The 25,247-nt window shown below is 58.8% G+C and carries 25 protein-coding genes; 11 read left to right on the top strand and 14 right to left on the bottom strand.

Going from position 1 to position 25,247, the window contains the following annotated elements; all coding sequences use genetic code 11:
* Nucleotides 1-62 precede the first annotated feature (62 nt).
* Together BM225_RS08280 and BM225_RS08275 are read right to left on the bottom strand one after the other, a co-directional pair.
* Complete coding sequence (locus BM225_RS08280) at nt 63-1,361, bottom strand: HlyD family type I secretion periplasmic adaptor subunit (RefSeq protein ID WP_072708857.1); 1,299 nt, start codon at nt 1,359-1,361, stop codon at nt 63-65.
* Nucleotides 1,358-3,091 (bottom strand): type I secretion system permease/ATPase, encoded by a 1,734-nt coding sequence (locus BM225_RS08275; protein WP_072708854.1) that lies wholly within the window; start codon nt 3,089-3,091, stop codon nt 1,358-1,360. Before BM225_RS08275 ends, BM225_RS08280 begins: the two co-directional genes overlap by 4 nt.
* 158 nt (nt 3,092-3,249) lie before the next feature.
* Between BM225_RS08275 and BM225_RS08270 the strand changes: the two genes are divergently transcribed.
* From BM225_RS08270 to BM225_RS21800, 3 genes are read left to right on the top strand one after another with little or no spacing between them, the layout of a single operon-like run.
* Nucleotides 3,250-4,032 carry an MlaA family lipoprotein gene (locus tag BM225_RS08270; protein ID WP_072708852.1) on the top strand — a complete coding sequence of 261 codons (783 nt, stop codon included), beginning with the start codon at nt 3,250-3,252 and terminating at the stop codon, nt 4,030-4,032.
* Nucleotides 4,022-4,624 (top strand): MlaC/ttg2D family ABC transporter substrate-binding protein, encoded by a 603-nt coding sequence (locus BM225_RS08265; RefSeq protein ID WP_072708850.1) that lies wholly within the window; start codon nt 4,022-4,024, stop codon nt 4,622-4,624. The genes BM225_RS08270 and BM225_RS08265 overlap by 11 nt, the downstream gene beginning before the upstream one ends.
* The gene (locus tag BM225_RS21800; protein ID WP_072708848.1) at nt 4,624-5,154 is read left to right on the top strand and encodes a hypothetical protein; all 531 of its coding nucleotides are present in this window, start codon (nt 4,624-4,626) and stop codon (nt 5,152-5,154) included. Before BM225_RS08265 ends, BM225_RS21800 begins: the two co-directional genes overlap by 1 nt.
* Here the strand turns inward: BM225_RS21800 and BM225_RS08255 are convergent.
* The gene (locus BM225_RS08255; RefSeq protein WP_092464167.1) at nt 5,151-7,328 is read right to left on the bottom strand and encodes a transglycosylase domain-containing protein; all 2,178 of its coding nucleotides are present in this window, start codon (nt 7,326-7,328) and stop codon (nt 5,151-5,153) included. The genes BM225_RS21800 and BM225_RS08255 overlap by 4 nt on opposite strands.
* Nucleotides 7,329-7,578: 250 nt before the next feature.
* Here BM225_RS08255 and BM225_RS08250 point away from each other — a divergent pair, with 250 nt between their 5' ends.
* The gene (locus BM225_RS08250) at nt 7,579-7,917 is read left to right on the top strand and encodes a P-II family nitrogen regulator (RefSeq protein ID WP_072709413.1); all 339 of its coding nucleotides are present in this window, start codon (nt 7,579-7,581) and stop codon (nt 7,915-7,917) included.
* 26 nt (nt 7,918-7,943) lie between these two features.
* Complete coding sequence (locus BM225_RS08245) at nt 7,944-9,278, top strand: ammonium transporter (protein WP_072708844.1); 1,335 nt, start codon at nt 7,944-7,946, stop codon at nt 9,276-9,278.
* Between the two features lie 64 nt (nt 9,279-9,342).
* Here the strand turns inward: BM225_RS08245 and BM225_RS08240 are convergent, their stop codons facing one another.
* The 5 genes from BM225_RS08240 to smpB all read right to left on the bottom strand — a co-directional run bounded on the left by BM225_RS08240 (nt 9,343) and on the right by smpB (nt 13,363).
* Nucleotides 9,343-9,717, bottom strand: a complete 375-nt coding sequence (locus tag BM225_RS08240; protein ID WP_072708842.1) for a rhodanese-like domain-containing protein — start codon at nt 9,715-9,717, stop codon at nt 9,343-9,345.
* A gap of 13 nt (nt 9,718-9,730) precedes the next feature.
* On the bottom strand, nt 9,731-10,627 hold the full coding sequence (locus BM225_RS08235; protein ID WP_072708840.1) for an MBL fold metallo-hydrolase: 897 nt from the start codon (nt 10,625-10,627) through the stop codon (nt 9,731-9,733).
* Between the two features lie 76 nt (nt 10,628-10,703).
* Nucleotides 10,704-11,888, bottom strand: a complete 1,185-nt coding sequence (locus BM225_RS08230) for an amino acid aminotransferase (RefSeq protein WP_072708838.1) — start codon at nt 11,886-11,888, stop codon at nt 10,704-10,706.
* Entirely contained in the window at nt 11,888-12,739 is an 852-nt protein-coding gene (sseA, locus tag BM225_RS08225; protein WP_072708836.1) for a 3-mercaptopyruvate sulfurtransferase, read from the bottom strand. Before sseA ends, BM225_RS08230 begins: the two co-directional genes overlap by 1 nt.
* A 141-nt stretch (nt 12,740-12,880) precedes the next feature.
* The gene (smpB, locus tag BM225_RS08220) at nt 12,881-13,363 is read right to left on the bottom strand and encodes an SsrA-binding protein SmpB (protein ID WP_072708834.1); all 483 of its coding nucleotides are present in this window, start codon (nt 13,361-13,363) and stop codon (nt 12,881-12,883) included.
* A gap of 122 nt (nt 13,364-13,485) precedes the next feature.
* On the opposite strand from smpB, the gene BM225_RS08215 reads away from it, so the two are divergent.
* Nucleotides 13,486-14,049, top strand: a complete 564-nt coding sequence (locus tag BM225_RS08215; RefSeq protein ID WP_072708832.1) for an rRNA large subunit pseudouridine synthase E — start codon at nt 13,486-13,488, stop codon at nt 14,047-14,049.
* On the opposite strand, the gene dapA is transcribed toward BM225_RS08215, so the two are convergent.
* On the bottom strand, nt 14,046-14,918 hold the full coding sequence (dapA, locus tag BM225_RS08210; protein ID WP_072708830.1) for a 4-hydroxy-tetrahydrodipicolinate synthase: 873 nt from the start codon (nt 14,916-14,918) through the stop codon (nt 14,046-14,048). The genes BM225_RS08215 and dapA overlap by 4 nt on opposite strands.
* A gap of 147 nt (nt 14,919-15,065) precedes the next feature.
* Here dapA and BM225_RS08205 point away from each other — a divergent pair, with 147 nt between their 5' ends.
* Nucleotides 15,066-17,015, top strand: coding sequence for a lytic transglycosylase domain-containing protein (locus BM225_RS08205; RefSeq protein ID WP_072709411.1), 1,950 nt, complete (start codon nt 15,066-15,068; stop codon nt 17,013-17,015).
* Between the two features lie 76 nt (nt 17,016-17,091).
* On the opposite strand, the gene BM225_RS08200 is transcribed toward BM225_RS08205, so the two are convergent.
* The gene (locus BM225_RS08200; RefSeq protein WP_072708828.1) at nt 17,092-17,967 is read right to left on the bottom strand and encodes a DMT family transporter; all 876 of its coding nucleotides are present in this window, start codon (nt 17,965-17,967) and stop codon (nt 17,092-17,094) included.
* Complete coding sequence (mnmC2, locus tag BM225_RS08195; RefSeq protein WP_072708826.1) at nt 17,964-18,641, bottom strand: tRNA (5-methylaminomethyl-2-thiouridine)(34)-methyltransferase MnmC2; 678 nt, start codon at nt 18,639-18,641, stop codon at nt 17,964-17,966. Before mnmC2 ends, BM225_RS08200 begins: the two co-directional genes overlap by 4 nt.
* Before the next feature lie 56 nt (nt 18,642-18,697).
* On the opposite strand from mnmC2, the gene BM225_RS08190 reads away from it, so the two are divergent.
* The 3 genes from BM225_RS08190 (at nt 18,698) to BM225_RS08180 (ending at nt 21,884) form a co-directional block, all read left to right on the top strand.
* The gene (locus BM225_RS08190; protein WP_072708824.1) at nt 18,698-19,738 is read left to right on the top strand and encodes an NAD(P)/FAD-dependent oxidoreductase; all 1,041 of its coding nucleotides are present in this window, start codon (nt 18,698-18,700) and stop codon (nt 19,736-19,738) included.
* Nucleotides 19,739-19,961: 223 nt separating this feature from the next.
* Complete coding sequence (locus BM225_RS08185; RefSeq protein ID WP_072708822.1) at nt 19,962-21,167, top strand: aminopeptidase P family protein; 1,206 nt, start codon at nt 19,962-19,964, stop codon at nt 21,165-21,167.
* A 66-nt stretch (nt 21,168-21,233) separates the two neighbouring features.
* Nucleotides 21,234-21,884 carry a DUF1523 family protein gene (locus tag BM225_RS08180; RefSeq protein WP_072708820.1) on the top strand — a complete coding sequence of 217 codons (651 nt, stop codon included), beginning with the start codon at nt 21,234-21,236 and terminating at the stop codon, nt 21,882-21,884.
* Here the strand turns inward: BM225_RS08180 and BM225_RS08175 are convergent.
* The 3 genes from BM225_RS08175 to BM225_RS08165 all read right to left on the bottom strand — a co-directional run bounded on the left by BM225_RS08175 (nt 21,881) and on the right by BM225_RS08165 (nt 23,744).
* The gene (locus BM225_RS08175) at nt 21,881-22,339 is read right to left on the bottom strand and encodes an Lrp/AsnC family transcriptional regulator (protein ID WP_072708818.1); all 459 of its coding nucleotides are present in this window, start codon (nt 22,337-22,339) and stop codon (nt 21,881-21,883) included. The genes BM225_RS08180 and BM225_RS08175 overlap by 4 nt on opposite strands.
* 243 nt (nt 22,340-22,582) lie before the next feature.
* The gene (gene mscL / locus BM225_RS08170; RefSeq protein ID WP_072708816.1) at nt 22,583-23,014 is read right to left on the bottom strand and encodes a large conductance mechanosensitive channel protein MscL; all 432 of its coding nucleotides are present in this window, start codon (nt 23,012-23,014) and stop codon (nt 22,583-22,585) included.
* Nucleotides 23,015-23,093: 79 nt separating this feature from the next.
* Nucleotides 23,094-23,744, bottom strand: a complete 651-nt coding sequence (locus tag BM225_RS08165) for a pyridoxamine 5'-phosphate oxidase family protein (RefSeq protein WP_092464163.1) — start codon at nt 23,742-23,744, stop codon at nt 23,094-23,096.
* Between the two features lie 54 nt (nt 23,745-23,798).
* Between BM225_RS08165 and pdxR the strand changes: the two genes are divergently transcribed.
* Nucleotides 23,799-25,244: a MocR-like pyridoxine biosynthesis transcription factor PdxR gene (gene pdxR / locus BM225_RS08160; protein ID WP_072708812.1), complete on the top strand. Its 1,446-nt coding sequence runs from the start codon at nt 23,799-23,801 to the stop codon at nt 25,242-25,244.
* Nucleotides 25,245-25,247: the final 3 nt, after the last annotated feature.

Genomic DNA, 25,247 nt, shown 5'->3' with positions numbered 1-25,247 from the left:
CGCTCCTTGCTAGTGCTTTTGAGCGGACGCTAGCGGGGAACGCACCATCGCGATAGTCCAGATCAGCTCTCTCGGAACGCTTTTGCGAAATAATCCGTCAAAGGTTTCGTGAGGTAGACCAGGGGGGTCCGGTCTGCTGTTCGGATAAAGGTTTCGACGGGCATGCCCGGGATCAAAGACGTCCCCTCGGGCAGCCGCGCGAGCTCTCCGTCGTTCAGCAGAATTTCCGTCCGGTAGTAGCTGGCACGGGTTTGCTCGTCTTCGAAGGCGTCAGCCGAGATTTTGACAACGTGGCCAAAGAGTTCAGGCGTCGTCCTTTGATCCAATGCGGCAAAGCGCAGGGTCACATCCTGACCAAGCAAAAGCTTGTCGATGTGGATGGTTGGTACCTGCGCCGTGATGACCAAGGGACGGTCCTGCGGGATCAGATAGAGCAGGGGATCTGCTGGCCGAATGACCGAGCGTTCTGCAAAGACTGACATGCCATACACGACGCCAGAAACAGGCGCACGGATATCGAGGCGGCTGAGCTGTTCGAGGATCGACCGGCGCTGCTCTCGCAGACTCAACTCATTCGCACCAATGTCACGAAGCTGACTGATCGCCTCTTCGCGCTGACGGCTGCTGAGCTTCAGGATCTCGATCTCGATCTCGGTGATGCGGCCTTCGGACTGGGCTTGTAGCGCCAGAAGTTCGCCCCGATCACCGGTGAGGCTCGCCGCTTCGCGTTGCAAAGACATCACCCGGGCGGTTTGGGCCAGACCTTGATCCAACAATCTCTGCTGACCCGATAACTCCGAAGCAAGCAGCTCTTCTTGGGTGTCGATCGCCGCGATCTGCGCCGCGATGCCGATCAGTTGCTCTTCGGTCTGGATGCGACGCTTTTGCAACTGCTCGACTTCGTTCGCGACAGACTCACGCCGTGCCAAAAACAGGTTCTTCTGTCCGTCTACCAGCTCTTGTACCTCTGGGCGCAGGGCGGCTTGTTCCAGTAGCAGCGGATCAAAGTCGATTTCGTCCGCTTGGTGCTGCTCTGCTTCGAGACGACCGCGACGGGCCATCACTTCGAAAAGCTGCCCCTCGATGATCGCCAGTTCCGACTGCAAAAGCGTCGGGTCCAAGCGGATGAGAAGCGCGTCCTTTTCGACCATCTGGCCTTCGTCGACTGCGATTTCGGCAACTACGCCACCGTCAAGGTGCTGAACGACCTGCCGGTTTTGATCCACTTCGATCCGGCCGCTGGCGACAACCGCGCCAGAGAGTTCGGCCAGAGTGGCCCAACTGCCAAAACCGAAAACGAGAATAGCGAGCGCGACAGCGCCGATTGTCATCGGCGTGCGTGCGGAAAATGATTTGCTCATGTGACACCTCCGGGGCGTGCAGAAGTGACGTCTTGGTGATTTTGCAAAATGCTACGCAGGACTTCGTCTTTGGGACCAAAGGCGCGGCGTCCTCCGCCTTCGAGCATGAGGATCAGGTCACATTCCTGAATGGCTGCGGGCCGGTGCGCCATAATCAGCGCGGCTTTGCCTTCGGCTTTCATGCGGCGGATGGCGGCGTTCACAGCCTCTGACCCCTCGTTGTCGAGGTTTGAGTTCGGCTCGTCGAGCACCAGAAGGACGGGATCGCCATAAAGCGCGCGTGCCAGACCGATGCGCTGAATTTGACCACCGGACAGCCGTCCCCCCAACTGGCTGACACGGGTGTCGTAGCCGTCGGGCAGCTTCAGGATCATGTCGTGCGCGGCAGCGCGTTGCGCGGCTTCGACGACTTGCTTGGGGTCTGGGTTCTCTGACAGGCGCGCGATGTTTTCAGTGATCGTCCCATCAAAGAGTTGGACGCGCTGCGGCAAATAGCCGATCAGCTGACCCAACACGTCCGGATCAAACTGATCCAGAGCAGCGCCATCCAGACGGATTTTACCGCCAGCGGGACGCCAGATGCCGGTCAACGCACGAGCAAGTGTCGATTTGCCTGCGCCCGAAGGGCCCACCACGCCAACCGCTTGGCCCGGTTGCAAGTCAAAGCTGACCATGCGCAGGGCGGCTTGCTTTTCTCCGGGGGGAATAACGGTGACCTGATTTACGGACAGAACAGCCTTGGGGCGCGGCAGCGGGGTACGCTCGGCCTCGGGTGGGACAGAGGACAACAGTTCGGACAGGTTCGACCAGCCCTTCATCCCGCGCTGCACCACGGGCCATTGGCCAATCGCCATCTCGATCGGGGCTAGCGCGCGACCCATCAAGATTGAACCTGCAATCATGGCGCCAGCGGTCAGCTGGTTCTGCAGCACGAGATATGCGCCCAACCCCAGCATGGCTGATTGGAGTAACAGGCGGAATGTTTTGGTAATCGACGAGAAGCTGCCCGAGATGTCGTTTGCACCGACTTGCTGCGCCAGAGCTTCATCCCGAGTGGCCTTCCACCGTTTGAAGCTGGCACCGCGCATCCCGAGGGCTTGCAGCATCTCGGCTTCATTCCGCAGATGGTCCCCTAGAATTTCAGCCTTCTGGCTGGTTTCGATGCTTTTGAGCATCGGGCGGCGCGACATCCGTTGGTTAATCAGGGCCAATGCGACCAGAATTGCTCCACCGCCCAAGGCCAGCAGGCCCAGTGAGTAGTGGAAGATTAGGATGCCTGCCAGAAAAATAGGCGTCCATGGAAGGTCGAACATCGCCATCAAACCGGGCGAAGCAAGCATGCGTTGTACCGCTTCTAGATCGCGAAGACCGGTTTGCGCATTACTGGAGTTGGGGTCGAGCGCGGCGCGGCGAAGACTCGCCTCGTACACGCGGCGCTCGAGCCGGTTCTGGAAGCGTGCGCCAATACGGGCCATAATACGCCCGCGGCTGACGTCTAGCGCGCCCATAATAATAAAGAGAAAGACGATCAAAAGGGTCAGAGCGAGGAGCGTAGCCTCGGATCTGCTGCCGAGAACACGATCGTACACGAGAAGCATGTAGAGTGGACCGGTGAGCATAAGGAGGTTAGCGAACACGCTAAACAACCCCACTGCCCAGAAGAGGGGCCGAAATTCCTGTCGCGCTTTGATCAATTCATCGCGACCAGGGGCGGGTCTTGGCTGTGCCATGGATGGAAAACCGCTAGTTATTAATTTGAGAAACTATGCCATTGAGACTTTGTAATAGTAATCGTTAAAACACAATTTCGAAAGAAACGCCAAGGCTACACTAGGCAATCCTGAATTAATGCGTAGTTGATGCCGAGACTTTATTGACAGGAAGACCCGTGCCAGCTCCCAAGTTCCTTCGTTCTGTTGTTGCGCGTTTCGCGCCTTTGTTTGCTGTTGGTGCGCTCGGATTTCTGGGCGCATGTGCTTCGCCTGAGCCGGGCCAATTAGTTGCGGACCCCTACGAAAAGGTGAACCGCAATCTGCACGAGCTGAACAAGGGTACGGACACCGCGTTCGTGCGCCCTGCTGCGATGACCTATGGCACAATTGTGCCGAACCCTGTGCGCCAAGGCGTCTCCAATGTTGCCGACAACCTGACCCTCCCGTCAGAGGTCCTGAACGGCCTGCTACAGGCTGACGGCAAGTTGGCGCTGAACAACGGGTTCCGCTTTGTCATCAACTCCACCTTTGGTTTGGCAGGGCTACTAGACCCCGCAACCAAGATGGGTTTGCCCGATATGGACACAGATTTCGGTGAAACCTTGCATGTCTGGGGGTTCAAAGAGGGTGCGTACCTGTCTGTCCCCTTGCTTGGCCCATCAACAGAGCGTGATTTCGCGGGCACTGTGGTTGATGCCGCCATCAACCCTGTCACCCTGTTCACGCCCTTGTACTACACAGCCGCCCGTCGCGGTCTGAACGCGGCAGAGCTTTTGGATGATCGTTACCGTTATGATGAAACGATCAGTTCAACTCTTTATGACAGCGCCGACAGTTACGCTCAGAGCCGACTGCTCTATATTCAGAACAGACGTTTCGAGCTGGGCCAGAGTGCCAGCGGCTCGGATTCGCAAGACGATTTCTACTTTGATCCTTACGAGGACCCTTATGCTGAATAATTCTATGACCCGCCGCGGCGTCCTTTTTGGCGCGTCGGCTCTTTCGCTTGCCTCGGCGCTGCCAGCTTTCGCGCTGACCGAGGCGAATGCCACAAAACTGATCAATAGCGTTGTTGGACAAATCAACAGCGTTATTGCCTCGGGGCAGTCTCAATCTGCGATGATTAGCCAGTTTGAGAACATCTTTGTTCGATACTCGGATGTGCCGACCATCGCGCGCTACACCCTTGGGGTTGCGGCTCGCTCGGCAAGCGGCGCGCAATTGAATGCCTTTACTGACGCATTCACGGGCTACATCTCGCGCAAGTACGGCAAGCGGTTCCAAGAATTCGCGGGTGGTCGCCTCGAAGTGCAGCAGACCAAAGCTGTCAAAAGCTTTTACGAAGTCAAAACGCTGGCCTACTTGCCGAACTCTGCACCCTTTGACGTGACCTTCTTGGTTTCCGACAAATCCGGCAAAGACCTTTTCTTCAACATGTTCATCGAAGGCGTGAACCTTCTGCTGACAGAGCGCGAAGAGATTGGCGCTATGCTGGACCGTCGCGGTGGCGACCTCAACGCCCTGATCGCGGATCTGAAAAAGGCGGGCTGATGCACAATGCTTTTCCTGCGGCCGCCGTCATTCTGATGGCAGCGACCGCAGTTTCAGCTGAATTCGATGGAATCTACCGGCAAGCGGCAGACTCGGACTGCTCGCTTGTTGGTGTTGATGGTGGCGCGCTCAAGATCGAAAAAGATGTCTTCTACGGTGTCGATTCCACCTGCAACATGACAGACCCAGTGCCGGTCAATGACATGGATGCGGTGCTCTATACGATGCGCTGCTCTAGCGAAGATGGGGCATGGACGGCACGTGCTATGATGGTACATGGCGCTGATAGCGGATTGATCATGGTTTGGGACGGGTATGCGTTCAAATATGACAGCTGTCCTGATCCGGATGCTTCAAATCCAGTGACAGACTCTATTCCTGTCGAAGCACAAGCTGCGCCCGAAGCCGAGAGCGACATTGTGGAGCCTGCAAAAGCCGTCGTTCCCGATGAAGAAAGCGTCCCGCGCGAAAGCGAGACGCCAGACGTTTTGACCGAAGAGCCGGAAAAAACCGAATCCGACGCAGGTTAATTGCCGGCGCCGAAGATCGAATTCAGGACGTCCCGCAGCACAGTATCTACCGGATTTTCTGACGTCTGCCGATTGCTTGGGGCAGGCAGTTCGCGGTTTTGCGGAGCAGGCGCCGGAGCAGGACGCAGCATGGGCAGCGGTTTGGCAGGCATTCCGTCGTGCACACGGGTCATGGTTTCGCGCCAAATCTCGGCGGGCAAGCCGCCACCTGTCACGCCTTTGAGCGGTGTGTTGTCGTCGTAGCCCATCCAGACCCCGGCCACGTAATCCGCAGTGAAGCCTACGAACCACGCATCGCGCGCTGCAGATGTGGTGCCAGTCTTGCCAGCGGCTTCGCGGCCATCAGGCAGCTTTGCACGTCCGCCCGTGCCTTCGCTCACGACCTTCGACATCATATAAATCAATTCGCGCGCAGCCTCTTCGCGGATCACACGCTCTCCAATGCCGCCCTCGGTGCCCATGACAGGCTCGTTATCCTCGAGCAGGCGAAGTTCAGTCAGACCGTAAGGTTCTACCGACGAGCCGCCGTTCAGAATGCCCGCGTAGGCGCCAGTGACTTCGATCAGAGTAGATTCAGAAGCTCCGAGCGCCAGTGCCGGACCTTCGGCCAGATCGCTGTCGATCCCGAAATCAGAAGCAATTCGGCGAACATTCTCGCGTCCGACAGCCTCTGAAACTTTAACCGCAGGAATGTTAAGAGAGTTGGCTAGCGCATATTCCAGCGTCACGCGGCCATAGTGTTTGCGCGTGTAATTCTCGGGTGACCAAGGACCACTACCAGGAATGTCGATGGTATAAGGTTCGTCTACCACGGTTGAGTTCCAGTGGTGACCGAGCTCCAGCGCCGTCGCGTAGACAAAGGGTTTGAACGCCGAGCCAGTTTGCCGCTTGGCCGAGGTGGCGCGGTTAAAGACGCCGCTGACCTGGGTCTTGCGTCCGCCGACCATCGCGCGCACGGCGCCATCCGCGCTCATGACGACAATGGCTGCCTGCGCTTTAGACCCCTCGCTGACCTTCTCTTCAAAGATCTGCTTCATCGCATCTTCGCCAGCTTTCTGAATGCGCTGGTCAAGGGTGGTCTTGATGATCACATCCTCTGTCGTCTCGCGGGTAAAGAATTCGGGACCGTCAGACATCACCCAGTCAGCAAAGTAGCCTCCGGCCTTGGCCTCGGCCGCTTCGGACAGTTGCGCAGGATTGGTGCGCGCGGTGCTCGCCTGAGAGGTGGTTAGGTAGCCCTGATCCTCCATCAGACCGACGATGATGCCAGCACGCTGTTGGGACCGTTCCAAATTGTTCGTGGGAGCGTAGCGCGTGGGGGCCTTGAGCAGCCCCGCCAGCATCGCCGATTCGGCAGGCGTGACCGCCGAGGCCGATTTGCCGAAATACCGCTGAGAAGCCGCTTCGAACCCACGTGCTCCAGCTCCGAGGAAGGCGCGGTTCATATAGATCGTCAGGATTTCGTCTTTGGAGTACTTGGCCTCCATGGCCAAAGCAAAGACAGCCTCCTTGATCTTGCGCCATAGTGTTGTCTGGCGGCAGTCATTCTCGTACTCGGCTTCGGTCATGCCGCCGTTCGGATCGAATGGCACGCCAAGGCAAAGCAGTTTGGCCGTTTGCTGAGTGATGGTCGAACCGCCGTGACCGGACAGGGGACCGCGCCCTTCGCTTAAGTTAATTTTGACTGCGCTGGCGATACCGATCGGATCCACGCCGATGTGGTAGTAGAAGCGTTTGTCCTCTGTCGCGACGATGGCGTCCCGCAAATAGGGGGATACGGTGTCTGCCGTGATCATCCCGCCGAACTGATCGCCGCGCCAGGCAAAGACAGCCCCGTTGCGGTCCATCAGCGTGACAGAGCCCCGCGCGCGGCCATCTACGAGTTCCGACACCGGAGGCAGTGTCGTATATATATAAAGAACGCCAGCGCCGATAAGCAGGGACACCACCATGCCGATCCGCCAGCCGAATCCCCACAGAACGCGCCAGATCAGCCCTAAAAAGCCAAAGAACATGCCCGAAATCAGACCACGCTTGGGCGCGTTCCGCGCTTTGCGGGCACTTTTCGGCTTTGTTTTCTTCGGGGCGGCTTTCTTTCTGTCTGAAGTCGTCCGAGATTGGGAAGTGCGTTTCTCAGCGACAAGCCTGCCGCTACCGCGAGGGCGATTTACCATGATGAGCTGCTCGTTGGTTCATTTTGCGGTCAATTTATCGCCAAAAGGGTGCCTTGTAGAGACTATCACCTAGGTTTGATCGTTTTTAAATCGCCCAATTAGTATGCATTGAAAATAAAATGCACAAAAAATAGTCACTAAGACCCCAAAAGGACTGACCAAACCTGCCGTCCGACTTGTTGCAATGGCGGATTCCCGCCTTTCTGCCGGAGCAACCCGCAGCAACGTCTGCCAATCAAAGGGGACCAAGGTGAAATTCATCATTGCAACAATTAAACCGTTCAAGCTCGAAGAGGTCCGTGAAGCACTGACTTCGATCGGCGTGCGCGGCATGATGGTAACCGAGATCAAAGGCTTCGGCTCCCAGTCGGGCCATACCGAGATCTACCGTGGTGCAGAATATGCCGTCAATTTCGTGCCGAAGATCAAGCTCGAGATCGCATGTGCAGCTTCGATGGCAGACCAAGTTGTCGAAACCATCCAGAAGACCGCCAAGACCGACAAGATCGGTGACGGCAAAATTTTCGTTCTCGACCTGCAGGCCGCCCTCCGTGTCCGCACCGGCGAAACCAACGAAGACGCTCTGTAAGCGCGTAACTAGGGACCAATAGTCAAATGAAACTGAACAAAATCCTTCCGTTGGCTGCAGCTGCTGCTGTTCTGCCGACTCTGGGTCTGGCTCAGGACGCCACCCCCGGCGTTGATGCCAGCACAGACACCATCTTCATCCTGAACTCGCTGCTGTTCCTCGTTGGCGGTTTCCTCGTATTCTTCATGGCTGCTGGCTTTGCGATGCTCGAAGCAGGCCTCGTTCGCTCCAAGAACGTTGCCATGCAGTGTACCAAGAACGTTGCGCTCTTCTCGCTCTCCGCGATCTTCTACTACCTGATCGGCTACAACCTGATGTACCCGCTGGGCACCTGGGCTGTTGACGGCGTTCTGTCCGGCGTCTGGGGCGTTGCGATCCTCGAAGCAGTTGGCATCACCCGCGATGCAGCTGACGACTACGGCTACGCATCGACCGGTTCGGACTTCTTCTTCCAGCTGATGTTCTGCGCCGCGACCGCGTCGATCGTTTCGGGCACCCTGGCCGAGCGTATCAAACTGTGGCCCTTCCTGATCTTCACCATCATCCTGACCGGCATCATCTACCCGCTGCAGGCATCGTGGAAATGGGGCGGTGGCTTCCTGGACGCAAACGGCTTCCTCGACTTCGCTGGCTCGACTGTTGTGCACTCGGTGGGTGGCTGGGCCGCTCTGACCGGCGCGCTGATCCTCGGCCCCCGTATCGGAAAATTCTCCAAAGATGGCCGCGTTGTTCCCATGCCCGGTTCGAACCTGACCCTCGCAACTCTGGGTACGTTCATCCTGTGGCTCGGTTGGTTCGGCTTCAACGGCGGTTCGCAGCTGGCAATGGGTACTGTTGGTGACGTAACCGACGTATCGCGCATCTTCTCGAACACCAACGCAGCAGCAGCCGGCGGCGCAATCGCAGCCCTGATCCTGACCCAAGTTCTGTACAAAAAGGTCGACCTGACCATGGTACTGAACGGCGCACTGGCAGGTCTGGTTTCGATCACTGCAGAGCCCCTGACCCCCACTCTGGGTCTGGCGACCATCATCGGCATGATCGGCGGCGTAATCGTAGTGTTCGCAGTTCCCATGCTGGACAAGCTGAAGATCGACGACGTTGTTGGCGCGATCCCTGTTCACCTGATCTGCGGCATCTGGGGCACCATCGCTGTTGTCCTGTCGAACGGTGACGCGACCATCGGCGCACAGCTCTACGGTATCGTAGTTGTCGGTATCTTCACCGTTGTTGCTTCGGGCGTTGTCTGGTTCATCCTGAACATGGTCATGGGCCTGCGCGTCACCGAAGAAGAAGAGATCAACGGTCTCGACAAAGCGGAACTGGGCATGGAAGCCTACCCCGAATTCTCGAAGCTCTAATCAGATCTTCGATCATCGGAAAACAGATCGGGCGCCCAAGTGGCGCCCGATTTCTTTTTTTCTGTTAGCCTTTCCGCTGAGGCGCGCCGCTGGCCATGTCTGTCCCCATGTAAGGCTTCTCGGCGGTCTTCCACGCACCAAAGCCGCCGCCCATGTGTGCAACTGGGGTCATGCCAGCGTCCAGCGCGGCGCGCGCCACCTTTTCGCTCCGCATACCAGATCCGCAATGGAATACGATCCGCTTGCCGTCCTGAGTCGGCAGCTTCTTGGCGTCAAAGAAGGCCATCGGCATCAACAATGCGCCTTCGACGTGTTCGAACATGTATTCCTGCGGGGTGCGTACATCGATCAGAACAATTTCGTTCTTGTCGAATGCGGCTTGGACCTCGTCTACGGTCCACGTTTCGAGCACGCCGTTTTCAGTATTTTCGGTTTGCATGGTCAGTCCTTGCTTAGAAGTAGTTCGCTGGAATTTTAAAGTACTGGCGCCCGTCATCTTCGGGCGGCAATAAGCGGCCGCCGCGCAGGTTGACCTGCAGAGCGTACATCATCTGGGTCGGCAAGCTGAGCGTTGCGTCCCGCTCGTCGCGCACCTTCCGGTATTCAGTTTCTGTCACGCCTCCGCTCAGGTGTTTGTTGTTGGCTTTGTGCTCAGCAACCGTCGCTTGCCATGCGGGGTCTTCGCGATCGCCCACGGGCGGGTAGTCATGGCCTATATAGAGACGCGTTTCGTCAGGCAGCGACAGAATGGCCTGGAGCGAGTCCCACAGGTCTTTGGACGATCCACCGGGGAAGTCTGCACGGCTTGTCCCGCTGTCAGGGTACATGAACGTGTCATGCACAAAGGCCGCATCGCCCACGATATACGTGATCGACCCCAGCGTATGGCCGGGAGACAGCATGACGCGGACATCTAGATTACCGATCTTGAAGGTGTCGCCATCTGCAAACAGATGGTCAAAGTCCCGCTCGGGATCAAAGGCATCGGGTAGGTTGTAATACTCGGCCCAGAGCTTTGCGATATCGCGGGTTTTCTCGCCAATCGCGGTCTGCACGCCTGTCTGCTCTTTGAGCCAAGCAGAGGCCATTAGGTGGTCGGCGTGTGGGTGTGTATCTAGGATCCACTCCAGCGTCAGACCGTTCGCTTCGATATAGTCCAACGCGGTCTGTGCGCTGCTGGTCGATGTGCGGGCGTGGGCGGGGTCGAAATCCAGAACCGTGTCAATCACGGCACATTTCTTGGTCGCTTCGTCGATACAGATGTATTGAACCGAGCCCGTGACCTTTTCGTAAAAGCCGACAACCTTGGGGCTGTTCGGGCCGTTCGACGGACTCTCGCGCGTAAACATGGGAACCTCCTGACATGTGTTTCATGCATTCAGATAATGGAATGCATTTAACAACCAAGAGGTTCCCAATAATTTTTTAGCCGCCGGCTTTGATGATCGCGTCAGCGAGCAGAGGCACGGTGGTCTGGTTCAGGCCCGCGATGTTGATACGCGAGTCGCCAACCATGTAGATGCCGAAGTCTGCTTTGATCTTCTCGACGATCTCGGGCGACAGGCCCAGACGCGAGAACATGCCGCGGTGATGGGCCACGAAGTCAAAACGATCCGAGTTCGACAAACGCTTTAGCTCGCTGGCCAGCTGTTCACGCAGACCCAGCATCGACAGACGGACTTCTTCCAGCTCTGTCTGCCATTCGGTGCGCAGGGCGTCATCGGTCAAAACCATGGTCACCAGACGCGCGCCGTGATCGGGCGGGAAGCTGAAGTTCTGGCGGTTCAGGAAAGCCAGAGTGCCTTGGGTCACAGGAGTCTGCGCTGCAGTTTCCGAGATCGCCATCAAGCAGCCGGTCCGCTCGCGGTACACACCGAAGTTCTTGGAGCACGAGGCCGCGATGATGGTCTCGGGGCAGCTTTTGGCAACCAGACGTGTCGCGGCTGCGTCCTCTTCCAAACCGTCACCAAAGCCCTGATAGGCGATGTCGATCATGGGAACGGCGCCAACTTCGTTCAGTTTGTCCACGACGGTCTGGAACTGATCCAGAGTCAGGTTCGCACCGGTCGGGTTGTGGCAGCAGCCGTGCAGCAGGACGACGTCGCCCTTTTGCAGCTGGTTCAGGTCTTCCATCATGCCGTCAAAGTTCACGCCGCCCGACTGTTCGTCGAAGTAGCGGTAGGTGGCGGTGGGCATGTTGATGAACTTCAGGATGCTCAGGTGGTTCGGCCAAGTGGGGTCCGACACGAATACGCGCGCATCTGGGTTCGCCAGACGGATCGCTTCGAAGCCTTGACGGACCGCGCCGGTGCCACCGGGGGTCGCAACAGCCGCGATACGGTCACGGGCCACAGCGCCATCCAAAACCAGATTGATCATCGCGTCCGAGAATGCGGGATCACCAGCAAGACCGGTATAGGCTTTGGTTGTCTCAACCTCCCACAGCTGTTTCTCGGCGGTCTTGATTGCGCGCATCACGGGGGTGACGCCTTCGGCATTCTTATAAACGCCGACGCCAAGGTCGATCTTCTGGTCGCGAGGATCCTCGCGGTACGCCTGCATCAGCGCCAGAATTTTATCTGCGGGTTGGGGTTTGAGGTTGGAAAACATTATGCCTCTCCGGTGGCAATAGGAAGGGTGGGGAATGCGCCCCATTCGGCCCAGGAGCCGTCGTACAAGGCATGATCGGTCTTGCCCATGTGCTCCATCGCGAGGTTCAGGACGGCTGCGGTCACACCCGAACCGCAGCTGGTGATGACAGGCTTGCTCAGGTCGACGCCTGCTTGTTCGAAGACGGATTTCAGCGCGTCGGGCGACTTCATGGTGCCGTCAGCGTTCTGCACGTCCTTGAAAAAGACGTTCCGCGAATTCGGGATGTGGCCGGCGCGCAGGCCGGGGCGGGGTTCTTCGACCTCGCCGCGGAAGCGGTCGGGGGCGCGGGCGTCAACGATCACCCAATCGCCAAGTTTCGCAGCCGAGGACACCTCGGTCACGTCTTTGACCATCTGGTTCTGGCGTGTCACGGTCATGTGGCGGTCGCGCAGGATGGGGGGAAGGTCTTCGGTTTCGCGGCCTTCGGCGACCCACTTGGGCAGACCGCCATCCAGAACGGCAACGTCCATTTTGCCCATCAGGCGGAACAGCCACCATACGCGCGCAGCCGAGAACAGGCCCATGCCATCATAAACCACGACCTGATGGCCGTCGCCGACGCCCATTGCCCTCAGGCGGGACATGAACTTTTCCACGGGGGGCGCCATGTGCGGCAGGTCTGAGCGCTGGTCGCTAATTTCGTCGATGTCGAAGAAACGGGCATTCGGGATGTGGCACGCTTCGTACTCTGCCTTGGGGTCGCGGCCCATGTTGGGCAGGTACCAAGAAGCATCGATAATGCGCAAATCAGGGTCACGCAGGTGCGCAGCCAGCCACTCGGTCGAGACAATCACTTTGGGGTTGTCCATACCTCACCCTCCCTCAGAAGACAGCGATCCTAGAAAATACGGTGTTCTGTAACGCGTGGCAGGGGTCTGCTGCAAGCACGGAAGGAGGCAGACCGGACCGAAAAGGCCCCGTTTTTCCACAGTTTCGCGTGATGGCAGGTATCAACCGTTCTGTTTCAGCAAACGGCTCTTCTGGCGATTCCAGTCTCGTTTCGCCTCTGTGGCGCGTTTGTCGACGTTCTTCTTACCCTGGGCGATCCCGATCTTGAGCTTCGCGATGCCGCGGTGGTTGAAGTACATCACCAGCGGAACAAGGGTCATGCCTTTGCGCTGTGTCAGATTCCACAGATCGGCCATTTCCTTGCGCGAGACCAGCAATCTGCGGCGGCGACGCTCTTCGTGCCCCCAAGTCTTTGCCTGCTCGTAGGGGGCGACATAGCTGTTAATCAACCACAACTCGCCATCTTCGACGCTGGCATAGCTTTCGGCGATGTTGGAGCCGCCTTGGCGCAGGGATTTCACCTCGGACCCATACAGTTGGATGCCGCACTCTATGTCATTCTCGATGGCATAGTCGTAGCGGGCACGCCGGTTTTCGGCGATGACTTTGTAGTTCGGGTCAGATTTGGTTTGTTTATTGGCCATGGTCGCGTTGTGTTACAGGGGTCTTGAGGGGCTGTCCACTCTTGGGAATGGGCATATGGGACCTAACGCGCGAAATCCAAGAAGCGTTGCATGGCCGCGTTCCCCGCTGTAGGCCAAATTCCATGACGCGCTTGATCCTGTTCAACAAACCCTATGACGTTCTGACCCAATTCACCGACCGCGGAAATGCGGATGGCCCAAGGGCAACGCTGTCCGACTACATTCGCGTGCCGGGGGTGTATCCCGCGGGCCGTCTAGATCGAGATAGCGAAGGCCTGCTCTTGCTGACCAACAACGGCAAGCTGCAGGCGCGGATCAGCAACCCCAAGAACAAGATGCCCAAGACCTACTGGGCGCAGGTCGAAGGCATCCCTGATGCAGCCGCCATCGCCGCCCTGCGCAAAGGGGTCGAGCTGAAGGACGGTCTGACCCGCCCCGCGCAATGCGAACTGATGGAAGAACCTGATGGCCTGTGGGAGCGCAACCCGCCGATTCGCGTGCGCAAGTCCGTGCCCGATAGCTGGATCGCACTGACGATCACCGAGGGCAAAAATCGGCAGGTCAGGCGCATGACAGCCGCAGTGGGGCATCCCACACTGCGGCTGATCAGGGCAAAAGTCGGTGAATGGTCTCTGGAAGGGCTCGCGCCGGGTGAGTGGCGCGAGGCAGTGGCCCAAAAACGTTAGATCAGTTCGGCGTGTGCCATCGCCATGTCGATCTTGGCGCGGGTTTCTCCGCTGATCGGTAGCAGGGGCAGGCGGACTTCTTCGTCGCACAGGCCCAGACGCGACATCGCGTATTTCGCGCCCGAAACGCCCGGCTCGATAAAGATCGCCTCGTGCAGGGGCATTAGCTTGTCCTGATACTCCAGCGCTTTGGCGTAATCACCCGCCAGTGTCGCCTCTTGGAACTCCGAGCACAGCTTTGGCGCGACGTTTGCGGTGACCGAGATCGCGCCGACGCCGCCATGTGCGTTAAAGCCAAGCGCAGTCGCATCTTCGCCGGACAGCTGGCAGAAGTCCGCACCGCAAGACGCGCGCTGCTTGCTGACGCGGCTGATGTCGCCGGTTGCATCTTTGACGCCGATGATGCGCGGCAACTTGGCCAGTTCACCCATGGTTGCGGGGCTCATATCGATGACCGAGCGGCCGGGAATATTGTAGATCACGATCGGCAGCGCGCAGGCTTCGTGCAGGGCGGTGAAGTGTGCGATCATGCCCGCTTGGGTAGGCTTGTTGTAGTAGGGTGTCACAACCAGAACCGCATCCGCACCAACCGATTCTGCGTGCTGGACCAGACGAATGCCTTCGCGGGTGTTGTTGCTGCCTGCGCCTGCGATCACGGGGATGCGGCCAGCGGCGGCTTTGACCACCTCTTCGATGACAGTTTCGTGCTCTTCGTGGCTCAGGGTCGGGCTCTCGCCGGTGGTTCCGACGGGCACCAAACCGTGGCTGCCCTGATCAACGTGCCAGTCGACAAGTTTCTTCAAGGTCTCCAGATCCAGCTCGCCGTTCTTGAACGGCGTGACTAGGGCAGGAATAGAACCTTTGAACATGACACGCTCCTTTAGAATAATCGTGCGGACCCACTGCGGGCTGCATCTGTGCAGCGCCCCATACCAAGGCGGCGTGGCCTTGCCAAGTTTGTGAATTGCGAACCAGCCGATCACTGATAGGATTATATGAAAAATTGGCTGAGCAGCATGACCCAAACCTTGAAACGCTGGTGGACCGGTGCCGTTTTTTGCGCGGCTCTGATCCCGACTGTTGCGCTCGCGGACCTGCGTCCGCCGCACACCATGGACCTTGCTTTGGATGCGGTCCGCGCCAAAGATTGGTCCAGCGCACTGACGCTTGCCCAAAAGGACGGACAGGTCGGGACGGACATTGTCCTATGGCACTACCTTCGGTCTGGCGAAGGCAATGCAGATCTGGTGCTGGACTTTTTGGGGCGTCGATCTGATTGGCCGGGCATTCCCCTGCTGAAAAAGCGCACTGAAGCAATCATCGCAGATCAGGCTGACGCTGCTCAAACCCTGCAGTTTTTTCAATCACATACCCCTGAGACAGGCGTCGGTGCACTGGCCTATGCGGCGGCTTTGACAGCCTCGGGGGATCGCGCATCGGCGGACGCTGTACTGGTGCGCGCTTGGCTCACGCTAGATATGGATGCAGAGGCGCATGACGCGTTTCTCGAGCGGTACGCGGACCTATTAGGTCAGTATCACACGGCACGGATGAACATGCTGCTTTGGGAAGGTGCCTACCCCGAAGCAGGCCGGATGATGGCGCTGGTGTCCGAGGATTGGCGCGCTCTCGCGGCGGCGCGGATCGCGCTTCAGACGGACAAAGGGGACGTGGATGCCCTGATCGTCGCAGTGCCCAACCGGTTAGGTGGAGATGCCGGTCTGAGCCATGATCGTTTCAAATGGCGATTCGATAAGAATTACACCGACAGCGCCCGTGACCTGTTGCTTGAGCGGTCAGAGCGAGTCGAATTGCTAGGTCAGCCTGAAAACTGGGCCTATCTGCGCCGTGTTCTTGTGCGCCGCGAATTGCGCGAGGGGACGCCTTCGGTCGCATATCGCCTGGCGTCCAGCCACCATCTGACCGGTGGGTCGAATTGGGCGGATCTGGAGTGGCTCGCGGGGTATATTGCCCTGCGCTACCTGCAGGATCCCGCCAAGGCACTCGAGCACTTCAAAGCGCTAGCTATGAACGTCGATAGCCCGATTTCCAAGGGACGGGCAGGTTACTGGATTGGCCGCGCCTACGAGGCGCTGGGGGATATGACTGCGGCGCAGCTCGCTTTCGAAACGGCGGGTACTCAACAAACGAGTTTCTACGGATTGTTGGCGGCGGAGCGCGTGGGCCTGCCGTTTGACGAGACTTTGGCCGGTGGTCCGATTGATCCTAGCTGGACCAGCTCTGCCTTTGTTGGATCGTCTCTCTTCGAGGCAGCGAGTGTATTGATCGCGGCGAACGAGCGGTCTTTGGCTGAACGGTTCGTGATTCAGATGGCCGAGACACTGTCCGAGCAGGAGCTGGTCGCTCTTGGGGATGCGATGCTCGCAATGAACGAGCCCCATCTGGCTGTGATGGCGGGCAAAGAGGCAGCGTCGCGCGGGATCGTGCTGCCGCGGGCCTATTATGCGCTGCACCCGATAGCGAAGCGATCGCTGGATATCTCACCCGAGTGGGCGTTGGCGATTGCACGGCGCGAGAGCGAGTTTGATCCTTGGGTGGTCAGCCCTGTGGGCGCGCGCGGTTTGATGCAGTTGATGCCGCGCACTGCACAGGCCATGGCAGAGGTCAAAGGCGTGCCCTTCCGCGAGCGCGCACTGCTGTCCGAGCCTAATTATAACGCGACGCTGGGGGCTGCTTATTTGGCAAAGCTGTCACGGGAATTCGGCAATAATCCGATGTTCATGGCGGCGGGCTACAATGCGGGCCCAAGCCGTCCAACGCGCTGGATCGAGCAATTCGGGGACCCCCGTACCGGTGCTATCGATGTGGTGGACTGGGTAGAGATGATCCCCTTCAACGAGACGCGGAACTACGTGATGCGTGTGACCGAAAGCTTGCCGATCTATCGCGCGCGATTGGGCATAGATCCTTTGCCGGTGCCCTTCAGTCAGGAACTGGCGCAGTAGTTGGAAAAAGGAGAGCGGCCTGAGGGCCGCTCACGTGATTTTCTGGTATGAGTATTTAGAGCAAAAAGAAGCGTTCTTAGCTTTCTTGCGCTTTTTGTTGCGCCCGCCAGAGCGTGAAGAGCCCTGCGCAGAGGATGATTGCAACGCCGATAGCGACGTTCAGGCGGATGGTTTCGCCGAACACCAGAATGCCGAGGGTCGAGGCAAAGACGAGTTGCAGGTAGGCAAAGGGCTGGACCGAGCTTGCTTCGGCGACCTCGTAGACTTTGATCAGAGTATAGTGGCCTGCTGCCCCTGTTAGGCAAAGCGTGATCATCCAGCCCCAATCTGGCGCCGTCATCGGCTCCCAGAACCAGATGCCGATCGCGGTCATTGCAACCGCGCCAGTCGTGCCAGTCCAGAAGAAGCTGGTCGCAGAACTGTCTTTGCGCGCGACATAGCGGGTCAGCAGACCATACAGCGCGAACATCAAGGCAGCGGCCAGAGGGATGAGAGCGTAAGGAGAGAAAACGCCGAAGCCGGGCTCTAGAATGATGAGAACGCCGACAAAGCCGATGGCGATGGCCAACCAGCGGCGCCATCCGACGGATTCTCCTAATACGGGGCCAGAGAGGGCCGCGACCAGAAGGGGATAGGTTGCAAAGACCGCGTGGCTTTCGACAAGGCCGAGGTAGACGAAGCCCGTGACCATGACGCAAATCTCGAAAGCGAGGAGGAGGCCGCGGAAGCCTTGGACCAGAGGCTGGCTCGTTGCGGCAGCGGCCCGCAGGCCGCCCGCTTTGCGGGTCGCGATGGTTATCACGAAGGCGGCAAAGAACCAGTATCGGATCATGACGACCATGAAGACGCTGTAGTTTTCCGCCAAGTGACGCGACAGGCCGTCCTGTACCGCAAAGATAAAGGTGGTCAGGACCATTAGTGCGATGCCGAGGCGGGTGTTTTGCTGTGTCATTTGGCCTCTGGGATGTGGGCGACGGTCATGTGCCGTTTGCGGCCATAGCCGGGGATACGTTCGACGGTAAAGCCTGCTTCGGTCAGATTGCGGCGGACAAAGCCTGCGGCAGTGTAAGTGGCTGCGGTTCCGCCAGCCTTCGTGTGCTGCGCGACTGCGGTCATCAGTGATGCTTCCCAGAGTTGGGGATTTTTTGCGGGCGAGAACCCGTCAAGGAACCACGCATCTGCGGCACCCTGCCAATTTTGCAGGGTTTCGCGGGCATCGCCTAGGACCATCGTAAACGACAGATCGGCGGTCTCGAACCGAGGCGTGCCTAAGTGATCCGACAGTTCTTCGGCCAAGGGCATGATATCGGGGAACGCAGCCAGCGCCCGCATCATATCGGGCTGGGCCATTGGAAAGGCTTCGAAGGTGGTGAAATGCAGGCGGCCCGTTTGTCCCGACCGCCGCCAGAGGGACAAAGTCATCAGCAGATTCAAACCCGTGCCAAACCCCAGTTCTGCGATATGGAAGTCAGGCCGAAAGCGGTCAGGCAGGCCGTTGCCTTGCAAGAACACATATGCTGTCTCGGCCATGCCGTTCTCGATCGAAAAATAGGGATCGTCGAACTGGCGGGACACTGGGATTGTGCCATCGCGCCAATCCAGCTCGGCAGCATTCTGGCTCTGCATGGAAAAATCCTTTAGCGAAGGGGGCAATAGCCGAGAATTGGCGGGAAGTCGGAGTTTTGGCAATGGCCGAAATCACAGTGTACGGGGCGGGGGCCTTTGGTCTGGCGATCGCATGGGAATGCGTGCGGCGCGGGGCCAAGGTGCGTGTCATTGATCCTTTTGGGCCGGGGGCTGGAAGTTCAGGCGGAATTGTAGGGGCGCTCGCGCCGCATACGCCAGAGAACTGGAATGCAAAAAAGGACTTTCAGTTTCGGTCACTGCTTGCTGCGGGAGCGTTTTGGGCAGAGGTCCAAGAGGCAGGTGGCTTGTCTGCTGGCCATGCGCGGGACGGGCGGTTGCAGCCGATTGCGGATGACCGTGCCTTGGCATTGGCCAAAGCGCGCGAGGTGTCTGCCGCCGAGTTATGGGAAGGACAAGCCGTCTGGCGCGTGATTCCAAGGGCCGAAGCGGGGGACTGGGCGCCAGTGTCTGCGATGGGTTACTTGATCCACGACACATTAAGTGGGCGGATGCATCCGCGGCAGGCCTGCGATGCCCTTGTCGCTGCGATTCAGGCCAAGGGCGGAGAGATCGTGACCGAGGGACCAGAAGAGGGCGCTGTGATCCATGCGACGGGTTGGTGGGGTCTGAAAGCTCTGTCCGAGAAGTACGGCAAGACTGTCGGGAATGGGGTCAAAGGGCAGGCGGCCTTGTTCGATCTGGACCGTAGCGGTCTGCCGCAACTCTATGCGGATAGTTTGCATATCGTGCCGCACGCGGATGGGACCGTGGCGGTCGGATCAACCAGCGAGCGGGAGTTTGACGCGCCGGACACGGTGGATGATCAGCTGGAGGCGGTGATTGAGCGCGCGCGGGCAGCATTGCCCGAGTTGGCGGAAGCCCATGTTCTGGCGCGGTGGGCTGGTGTCCGTCCGCGGGCCAAGAGCCGTGCGCCGATGCTGGGGGCGTTGCCCGATGCGGATGGTCAGTTCATCGCGAATGGCGGGTTCAAGATCGGGTTCGGCATGGCACCGGGTGTGGCGCGGGTTATGGCAGATCTGGTGCTGGAGGGACGTGATGGCATCCCGCAGGGCTTCCGTGTCGAGGATAACCTCTGAGATGACTGCCGCGCGATTGAGTATTTTTTGCAAAAAGAAGCCGCACGGCGCGCGGACGAACTGAACGGGTTGCGAAAATCTGTGTGGGGCGGTGTTTGAGGGCTTGTCAGGATGCGGAAATCTGGCAATCTCCAGCGCAACGCGGGGCGATGGCGTCGCCCACCAGAACGCGTTTGTTCGTCCTGTACGCCGGGACCTTCTTTTGAGGAAAAGGAGGTCTGAATTGGACCGTCCCGAAAATTACCGCTTTCACAACGGCACCGAAGCCGTTTTGCCTTTTGCTGCCGAAGAGTACGAGGCCCGTTTGACTGGCTTGCGCCGGATCATGGCTGATCTGGGGGTTGATGTGGCTGTGTTCACGTCCATGCACTCGATCGCATATTACTCTGGATTTTTGTACTGTGCCTTTGGCCGGCCCTACGGGTTGGTCGTCACGCCCGAAACGAGCGTGACTGTCAGTGCAGGGATTGATGCGGGTCAACCGTGGCGCCGCTGCTATGGCGACAACATCACTTACACCGACTGGCAGCGCGATAACTTCTGGCGCACGATCGCGCAGCTGTCTGGCTCGGGCAAGGTAATCGGCTATGAAGAAGATCACCTGACACTGCAGGGCATGGAGAAACTGAAGGGCTTCTTGTCGCCCGCGTCAGTCGTCCCGATTGCTGCCGCCGTGATGAAGCAGCGGTTCCACAAGTCGCCGGCAGAGATCGCTTTGATCCGGCATGGGGCTCAGGTGGCAGATGTGGGCGGTTACGCCATCCGTGATGCGATCAAGGCCGGTGTGCGCGAGATCGACGTTGCTATGGCAGGCCGCGATGCCATGGAGCTGGAGATCGCGAAGCGCTTTCCCGATGCCGAGTATCGCGATACTTGGGTCTGGTTCCAGTCTGGCCTCAACACTGATGGTGCGCACAACCCTGTAACGGGCCGCGTGCTGGAGCGCGGGGACATCCTGTCGCTGAACACGTTCCCTATGATTTCTGGTTACTACACCGCGCTGGAACGGACCTTGTTCGTCCAGGAGGTCGATCCCGCCAGCCTGAAGATCTGGGAGGCCAACGTCGCGGCCCACGAATACGGGATGTCTTTGCTGAAGCCGGGCGTCAGCTGCGCTGAGGTCACGCACAAGATTAACGCTTTCTTTGCCGAGCGGGACCTGCTGCAGTACCGGACTTTCGGGTACGGGCACTCATTTGGTGTTCTGTCGCACTACTATGGGCGCGAGGCAGGGCTTGAATTGCGCGAAGATATCGACACCGTTCTGGAGCCTGGCATGGTGATCAGCATGGAGCCGATGCTGACGATCCCGAACGACCAGTCGGGCGCGGGTGGATATCGCGAGCATGATATCTTGGTCATCAACGAGGATGGCGCGGAAAACATCACCGGCTATCCCTATGGTCCCGAGACCAACGTGGTGGGCTAACCCCACTGGACTTTGGCGCCCCTGACCGTCAGTGTGGCGCCAAAGACATTTCCGGAGGCTCTGACATTGGCCTACATTCGTTGGACGATTACCATTTTATTCTGGGTGCTTGTGGCTGGGTTCCTGCACTACACACTGCCACAGACGGACATTGTCCGGATCACCGACACCTATGAAAAGCGGCAGGACTTCACCAACGTGAACCAGTACTTCTGGGCCTCGCCAGAGACCGAGCAGCAGGCGCTGTCGGCCTCGCGCGATGTGTTCTTTATTCAGGCCTTCCGCGAGGATGGCGAGCCGATGATCTATCGCAACGAGGATACTGGCTGGGGCTGGCCGCCTTACTTCAAGTTCGACACTGCGAACCTGCAGGCGCGGGCGAGCGACCTGATTTCCAAGAGCAACGAGGCGAACCCCACTTGGGTGGCCATTCGCCACTACGGGTGGCGCAACGAGTTCATCTCGATCTACCCGAACGCCACCAGCCTCAAGGTCGTCACGGGGCCTGATGTCCGCATCATTCCGTGGACCTCGATCATTATTCTGATCGTTTTGGCTGTGCTGTTCCTAGCGATCTTTGCCCGTTGGCGCAGGTTCAAGGCGCGCCGTCTGGACCCCGTCTTCGACAGCGAAGAGGATCAGATGCAGCCTGTAGACACTTATTCCAACGGCATCGGTGCACGTCTGCGCCGTTGGTGGCGCGGCAAGGGTGATTAAACCGGCAGGGCGGTGGTTTTGAACACCGTCCGCAGGGCAAAAGAGCTTTGCATCTGTGCGACGCCCGGGAGGCGGGTCAGGTACTGGCGGTGGATACGCGCGAAATCCTCGGTGTTTTCGGCCACCACTTTCAGGATGTAGTCCGCTTTGCCTGCCATCAGATGGCATTCCAATACTTCGGGCACGCGGCTGACGGCGGTCTCAAAGGCCTCTAGCACGTCGTCGGCCTGTGTCTGCAGGGTGATCTCAACGAACACGGTCGCTGGGACTCCCATTTTCCGCGCGTCCAGAAGGGCGACGTAATCCTTGATGTAGCCGTCTTCTTCCAGCCTCTGCACGCGGCGGTGACAGGCCGAGGCCGACAGGTGGATCGCATCGGCGAGTTCGGCATTCGAAATGCGCCCGCGGCGTTGCAGGGTATGAAGGATGCGGCGATCTGTCGGGTCGAGGGTCATCTGATCCAGATTCTTGCGTCAAAGTTCAAATCTAACGAAGAAACTGCATCAAAACGGCGTTGCGGTACAGTGAATTCGAACCGATCCGCGCGGGCTCTTTGGTAGAATGCCGACGTTGGCAAGGTGGGTTCCGGTTGCAGACCCGTAGAAGCCTTGCCGCAGCAAGATGTTCACCGAACTCTGGATGGTCCTCCCGATCGCTCCAAAAGACTAGGGCCGGTTCAATCAACCGGCCCCTTTTCTTCATTTCTTCAGCAGATCGCGAATTTCTGTCAGCAGCTCGATATCCGGCGGTGTGACGGGTTTTTTCTCGGGGACGGGCGCTTCTTCTTCTTTTTGGACGGCGGCCTCTTTGATCCGGTTCACGCCTTTGACCATCATGAACACGGCGAATGCGATAATCAGAAAGTTGATCACAGCCATGACGAAGCGGCCAATCGCAAAGACAGGTGCGCCTGCTTCTTTGGCTGCGTCGATCGAGGCGTAGTCGTTGCCATCAAGTGCATAGAACCAACCCGAGAAGTCGATGCCGCCAGTGAAAATGGCGATGATCGGGTTCATCAGATCAGCAACAATCGATTGAACAATGCCAGTAAATGCCGCGCCAACGATGATACCGACTGCCATGTCCATCACGTTGCCGCGGGCAATAAAGTCGCGGAATTCTTTAAACATCTCACACGTTCCTTCTTGGGGCTATGCTAGCCCGTGTGACTGGGTAACGACTCTATTGTGCCAGATGTTTCAACAAAAATCACTTTGACGTTCGATCAGGCGTGAAATTGATGATGTGATCCGGTGCCGCTAGGTCAGGCAAGTTGCGTGGATCCGCGATCGGAGCGCCTACCACTTGGGTCATCGGTATAATACCGGCCCAGATCGGCAGGCCATAATCGGCGTCATCGTCGATCGGCGGACCCGAGCGGGCCTTGGCACTGGCTTCTGTGATTTCCAGACCCAGAATTGTCGTCGCCTTGATTTCTTGCGGTTGCATGGGGCGCAGAACCTCGGTCCGGCCGGGCCACAGGTGTTCAACAAAGGCATCAAGACGCGCGGCTTTCTCCTCTTCGGGCACTTTGAACGCGCGGCCAAACAGGGTCGCAGACCGATAGTTGGCCGAGTGGTGGAACGCGGAGCGCGCCATAACGTAACCGTCAATAATCTGAACGCTCAGGCACACTTCGGCATCAGTCGCCTTGCGGAGCATGCGGCTGGCTGAGCTGCCGTGCCAGTATACATGGTTACCCTCGCGCCAGTGAAAGGTGGGCGTGACGTAGGGTTTGCCATCAATAGTGTACCCAACGCTGCATTGGGTCGTTGCGTCTAAAATGTCGTAGATGGACTGCGGGTCGTAGCTGCCGCGCTGGTGCTCACGGCGCAGGCGGGTGCGCTCTGTCGGGGTCATAGGGCTATTCCTGTCTTGTTGCTCGACGAGTAGCGCGATATTGGACCTATCGAAATGACCAATAAATCCGCGCATAGCATATCCAATTTTCAGGCCGCCCTGTTTGCGTTGTCTCTGGACCGCGAGGCCGCAACGCCTTTGCACGTCCAGTTGGCCGAGGCGCTGCGCGACATGATCCAGCAAGGTAAGGCTGCCCCGGGTGCGCGCCTGCCAGCGAGCCGGATGTTGGCGGCAGAACTGTCGATCTCGCGGATCACGGTGCTGACGGCGGTCGATCAGTTGATTGCAGAGGGGTATCTGGAAACGCGGCGCGGTGCGGGAACGTATGTGGTAGATGATCTGCCTGACATGCCCGCGTTGCCGCCGGAGCAGTTGAAGACGCCGCCTGCGCCGCCTCCGCCACCGCTGCGCCCGTTCCAACCTGCGCTACCGGATCTTGAAAGCTTCCCCCACGTCGAGTGGGCACGGCACCTAGAGCGGACATGGCGCTATCCCCACCCCGCGCTGACGGGAGTGCCGGACCCAATGGGCTGGATGCCCTTGCGCGCACAGATCGCGGCGCATCTGTCCGCTTGGCGTGGTATTCAGGCGCGGCCCGAGCAGGTCGTCATCACCTCTGGCGCAACCGAGGGATTTGAATTGATCACGCGCGCTTTCTTGGCGGCAGGTGATCCTGTGGTGATCGAAGACCCGTGCTTTGCCCCTATGCGCGCCGCTCTGATCCGTGCTGGAATGAAGGTTCGAGCCTGCCCTGTTGATGGCGAGGGGCTGGATATCGCAAATGCCCCGACCGAGGGCGCGAAGCTGGCCGTTTTGACACCATCTCGGCAGTACCCGACTGGTGCGACCCTGCCACTGGCGCGGCGCGCGGCGGCGCTAGAGTGGGCCAGCCAGTCGAACGCATGGATTATTGAGGACGACTATGACGGCGAATTCCGGTATCGCGGGCAGCCCTTACCGGCTCTGGCAAGTCTAGATCGGGCAGGGCGCGTGTTCTACCTGGGCAGTTTTTCGAAACTGCTGAGCCCTGCTTTGCGCTTGGGGTATCTGGTGGCGCCGGAACACACTTTGCCGGGTCTGTTCCGCGCGATGGCAGAGACGGGAGCGCGGGCCTCTGTCGTGCCGCAGCCTGCTTTGGCGGGGTTCATGGAGAGCGGAGGGTTCTCGACGCACCTGCGCCGTATGCGCCGGACCTATGCCAAACGCCAAGAGGTTCTGCGGAACGCTTTGGCCGGACATGAAGACTGGATCATTGCCCATGCCGAGGATGCGGGGATGCACCTGTGCTGCACTTTGGGGCCTCGGATGAGGGGCGTGCATGATACGGTGATCGCTGCGGCGGGGGCCAAAGTGGGCCTGACCTTGCGGGCTTTGTCAGCCTACAGCACTCAGCCAGAGCCGCGGCAGGGGCTCGTTTTGGGCTACACCGCCTTTGCGCCAGAGGTTCTGGAAGAGGGGGCAAAGACCCTGATCGCGATGCTTCAGGAACTGGGGCGCTGAAAC

The organism is Donghicola eburneus, from assembly GCF_900115865.1.
GTDB lineage: Bacteria > Pseudomonadota > Alphaproteobacteria > Rhodobacterales > Rhodobacteraceae > Donghicola > Donghicola eburneus.
The sequence above is the reverse complement of the archived record's forward strand: the minus strand, read 5'-3'. Positions and strand labels throughout refer to the sequence as shown.

Excerpts from the sequence above, each read along its gene's own strand:
- BM225_RS08280 (WP_072708857.1), bottom strand. The coding sequence starts at position 1,361 with ATGAGCAAATCATTTTCCGCACGCACGCCGATGACAATCGGCGCTGTC.
- BM225_RS08275 (WP_072708854.1), bottom strand. The coding sequence starts at position 3,091 with ATGGCACAGCCAAGACCCGCCCCTGGTCGCGATGAATTGATCAAAGCG.
- BM225_RS08265 (WP_072708850.1), top strand. The coding sequence starts at position 4,022 with ATGCTGAATAATTCTATGACCCGCCGCGGCGTCCTTTTTGGCGCGTCG.
- BM225_RS21800 (WP_072708848.1), top strand. The coding sequence starts at position 4,624 with ATGCACAATGCTTTTCCTGCGGCCGCCGTCATTCTGATGGCAGCGACC.
- BM225_RS08255 (WP_092464167.1), bottom strand. The coding sequence starts at position 7,328 with ATGGTAAATCGCCCTCGCGGTAGCGGCAGGCTTGTCGCTGAGAAACGC.
- BM225_RS08245 (WP_072708844.1), top strand. The coding sequence starts at position 7,944 with ATGAAACTGAACAAAATCCTTCCGTTGGCTGCAGCTGCTGCTGTTCTG.
- BM225_RS08240 (WP_072708842.1), bottom strand. The coding sequence starts at position 9,717 with ATGCAAACCGAAAATACTGAAAACGGCGTGCTCGAAACGTGGACCGTA.
- BM225_RS08235 (WP_072708840.1), bottom strand. The coding sequence starts at position 10,627 with ATGTTTACGCGCGAGAGTCCGTCGAACGGCCCGAACAGCCCCAAGGTT.
- BM225_RS08230 (WP_072708838.1), bottom strand. The coding sequence starts at position 11,888 with ATGTTTTCCAACCTCAAACCCCAACCCGCAGATAAAATTCTGGCGCTG.
- sseA (WP_072708836.1), bottom strand. The coding sequence starts at position 12,739 with ATGGACAACCCCAAAGTGATTGTCTCGACCGAGTGGCTGGCTGCGCAC.
- smpB (WP_072708834.1), bottom strand. The coding sequence starts at position 13,363 with ATGGCCAATAAACAAACCAAATCTGACCCGAACTACAAAGTCATCGCC.
- BM225_RS08215 (WP_072708832.1), top strand. The coding sequence starts at position 13,486 with ATGACGCGCTTGATCCTGTTCAACAAACCCTATGACGTTCTGACCCAA.
- dapA (WP_072708830.1), bottom strand. The coding sequence starts at position 14,918 with ATGTTCAAAGGTTCTATTCCTGCCCTAGTCACGCCGTTCAAGAACGGC.
- BM225_RS08205 (WP_072709411.1), top strand. The coding sequence starts at position 15,066 with ATGACCCAAACCTTGAAACGCTGGTGGACCGGTGCCGTTTTTTGCGCG.
- BM225_RS08200 (WP_072708828.1), bottom strand. The coding sequence starts at position 17,967 with ATGACACAGCAAAACACCCGCCTCGGCATCGCACTAATGGTCCTGACC.
- mnmC2 (WP_072708826.1), bottom strand. The coding sequence starts at position 18,641 with ATGCAGAGCCAGAATGCTGCCGAGCTGGATTGGCGCGATGGCACAATC.
- BM225_RS08175 (WP_072708818.1), bottom strand. The coding sequence starts at position 22,339 with ATGACCCTCGACCCGACAGATCGCCGCATCCTTCATACCCTGCAACGC.
- mscL (WP_072708816.1), bottom strand. The coding sequence starts at position 23,014 with ATGTTTAAAGAATTCCGCGACTTTATTGCCCGCGGCAACGTGATGGAC.
- BM225_RS08165 (WP_092464163.1), bottom strand. The coding sequence starts at position 23,744 with ATGACCCCGACAGAGCGCACCCGCCTGCGCCGTGAGCACCAGCGCGGC.
- pdxR (WP_072708812.1), top strand. The coding sequence starts at position 23,799 with ATGACCAATAAATCCGCGCATAGCATATCCAATTTTCAGGCCGCCCTG.